Raw genomic sequence first — 3,257 nt, forward strand, 5'->3', positions numbered from 1 at the left:
TTACTTGGATTTTATTGACGGCAAATTCTTTGTTGCCACCATTATTACCTGTATTATTATTGATTGTTACTCTCTCTATAGCTTGGTTGCCTTTGAGTCCTACGCTTAGGGTATCAACGGTGAGTTTGGCGTCTTTAGTGATGTTGATATTAGAGAGTGTATGGGGCTCTATATTAGCTGCTGTCCCTTGTCCTACACCATTTAGGGTGTTAATGGTGGCATTGCCGCTTTTGACATCAAGCTCTTTGATGATACCACTTGCTAAGCCACCGCCTGTGTTATACACAGCATTATTGGTTACGCTATCAGCGTCTTTAGTGAGCTCTAGTTTATCAATGGTGCCGTTGTTGGTGATGTGGTTGGTAGTAGCGGCTTGGGCAGCGTAGAAGCTTGTGCCACTTCTAGCTTGTTTTGTGGTGGTGGTGTTGGTGGTGAGTGTGGTGATAGAGCCGTTGTTGGTAAAGGAACCACTCGCTAGAGTAAATTTAGTAACCTTACCGATGATAGTGTGATTACCACCCTCTTGGGTGATGTTAGCAAAGGCAGAATCTGTGCCATTGACAAATGTGCTGCCACTGCCGCCAGCTTTTAGCACGACATTGCTAAGTGTGCCGCCATTGTGGGTGAATGTGCCACCGGAGAGATTAGCAGTAGTGATTGTGCCGCCGGATTGGATAGCTTGTCCGCCGGATTGGTTGAGATTAGTGATTGTGCCGCCTTCTTGTGTGGCTTGTCCGCCGGATTGATTGAGAGTGGAGATAGTGCCGTCTATTTGGTCTAAGGTGCCATTATTGAGAGTAGCAGTATCTGTCGTGCCACTTGTTTGCCTAAACTCCCCGCCATTGATATTAGCATTGGTAATTGTGCCGCCATTATTGTGTATCAAGCCATTATTAGCATTAGCGTCAGTTATGGTTACATTGTTGAAAACTTGCGTATCACCCGCGGAGTTTTGGTTGAGGGTGGTAACGGTGAGGACTTGCGAAGCCCCTCCTTTAAGGCGCAAGCTTAGGGCTTCATGGGTGATGTCGCCTATAGAATTACCACTTCCACCCTCGATGGAAAACTCTACCTGCCCCTTAAGCTCATCGCCACTACCTCCATTTTTTATAGTGACACTACCATATTGCGTTCTGTTTAGCCATATGTATGCCCGCCCTTTATTACGGAACATCATAGTAACAGGATTTATGCTCGCGTTGCGGAGAATATACGTGATGTCCTGAGCACCAGGATTACTCCACATATAGGCATTGGGGAATGTCATATGTTGCCTTCCGGGAATTTCTCCACGATTGCTATTAAGACATTTTTTTTGGTTACCACCAAAAGCCATTCCAGATTGATGATTGGCGCATGTGGTCATCACGCTTTCATCAAAGCCTTGAGCTGCCAGCCCCAGTGCAGCTGCTAAAACTAGGCTGATAGAGAAAGTGAGCTTTGTGGGGAGATTATTCCCCCCCCCCCCCGTTTAAATGATGTATAAGTGCTTTTCATAGTGTCTCCTTGCGTTCAAAAAGTAAAGTAAAAGTTGCATTGTAGCCAAAATCAAAAAAAAAAAAACGATTGTTTATATTTAATTAGATTGCCACGCTCGTTTCACTCGCTCGCAATGACTATAAAAAGGGCGTTGGCTTGTGAAAAATTATCGGTGCTAGAATCCACTTTTTGTGTTTGTTATGTATTTATGGATCGCCGCGACTTCCTTGCGGAAGTCTCGCAATGACGGAGTGGGGGCTACTTTTAAGGGCTACTTTTTGCGAGATTTGGTTGTAGGGGCTGGGAGGCTAAAGCGCAGCAGATAGACACGCCATAGAAATGACGCACTAAGAGAGATGAGTAAGATTTGAAAGATCATTTCACTTTGGGTATGGAGACTATAAAATTCTTCTGTAGCAGTCGCAGCTGCGCCATCAGCTTGTGCGGCAATGATTGCCGGGGTGTAATACATCGTAAAAAGAAAGATTAGCACCACGCTAAAAATCCCAATCCCTAAGAGAAACAAAGACTTTTTTGACGAGATATTAAAGACAAGTAGCTCATACACAAGGATAAAAATCGCCATAGCGTTTAGTAGGTAGTTGAAGCGTGCAAAAATCTCTGTCATCAAAATCCCTGAGGCATAGCGTGTTATACCCGATGGATCCGCTATCTCAATAGCAGCAAGATATTCTGAAGCATTAAAAATCACAGGCGCACTAAGCGCACCGCAAGCGATGATCCCGCCGATAGTGATCCCTAAAGCAAGCAGATAAAGACTTGTAATGCAGGAAGCAAAAACTCTCATAATAATTCCTTATGCGATATAATGGGCGCAATCATACACAAAAAGAGTTACAAAATGAAAATACTTCTAAGCCCGAGTGAGAGCAAGCAGGATCCAGTGGTTTTGGGGAAGAGTAGCGGGGGTGATACTAGGCTGATAGATGATGTGATGTGGGGCGGGCAAGCCGCTAGAAATGCCAATATATACGCGTATTTGTCTATCTTGCAAAATGCAAGTGATGCAGAGCTGTGCAAGGTCTTTGGCACAAAGTCAGTGAGCCTAGAGACTTTGCGGCGTTGTGGTGAGATTTTGGACTCTCCTAGGGTCTGTGCCATAGAGCTATATAATGGTGTAGCCTATAAGGCACTGAATTTTGCGGAGATGGATTCTAGGGCGAAAGAGTTTGTGCTGGGGTCTGTGCTGATTATGAGCAATCTCTTTGGGCTTGTGCGGGCAAGTGATAGGCTGCCTTTTTATCATCTCAATCAAAACTACAAATCCAAGCTCTTGTCATTGCGTGCATTGTATCAAGCTCAAGAAGAAGAGATCGATAAGCTTTTAGCCACAGAGCAAGATGGTGTGCAAAATGGTGTGATTGTGGATTTGCGTGCGCAGATATATAGCAAGGCATATCCCATTAAGCTAGGGCATTATGTATTGAATCTCCCTAGCAAAGTGAGCCACCAAGCAAAGCTTCATCGCGGACTAGCTTTGCGAGAGCTTGCGCTATGTGCCAGCATACAAGATGTGAAAAGTCGCCACAATATGCTTAGGCAGTATCTTGATACACATTGCACCTACTGCACACCCTAGAAGAGTGTAAAAGAAGAGCGCAAAATGATTGATAGAGAATATCTTGCTTTACTCCCCCCATCTCTCCCACATATTTTTCCACTCGCTTCAGTTATATTTAAGTAATGAATTTGTAATATTCTGCTTCCCAAAATTCATAGCATTTAGCTTTCTTATCTCAGCCTTTATCATATGATTA

The 3,257-nt window shown here is 44.2% G+C and carries 3 protein-coding genes; 1 reads left to right on the plus strand and 2 read right to left on the minus strand.

What is annotated here, in order from left to right:
* On the minus strand, positions 1-1,267 hold a 1,267-nt coding region (locus tag NYG90_RS10440; RefSeq protein ID WP_285265038.1), incomplete at its 3' end, for a hypothetical protein.
* A gap of 483 nt (positions 1,268-1,750) precedes the next feature.
* The gene (locus NYG90_RS10445) at positions 1,751-2,287 is read right to left on the minus strand and encodes a DUF4149 domain-containing protein (RefSeq protein WP_285257797.1); all 537 of its coding nucleotides are present in this window, start codon (positions 2,285-2,287) and stop codon (positions 1,751-1,753) included.
* A gap of 54 nt (positions 2,288-2,341) precedes the next feature.
* Between NYG90_RS10445 and yaaA the strand changes: the two genes are divergently transcribed.
* Entirely contained in the window at positions 2,342-3,079 is a 738-nt protein-coding gene (gene yaaA / locus NYG90_RS10450) for a peroxide stress protein YaaA (RefSeq protein ID WP_285257796.1), read from the plus strand.
* Positions 3,080-3,257: the final 178 nt, after the last annotated feature.

Source organism: Helicobacter zhangjianzhongii (assembly GCF_030249855.1).
Classification (GTDB): Bacteria; Campylobacterota; Campylobacteria; order Campylobacterales; family Helicobacteraceae; genus Helicobacter_B; species Helicobacter_B zhangjianzhongii.

Coding starts and splice junctions, on each gene's coding strand:
- NYG90_RS10445 (WP_285257797.1), bottom strand. CDS start 2,287: ATGAGAGTTTTTGCTTCCTGCATTACAAGTCTTTATCTGCTTGCTTTA.
- yaaA (WP_285257796.1), top strand. CDS start 2,342: ATGAAAATACTTCTAAGCCCGAGTGAGAGCAAGCAGGATCCAGTGGTT.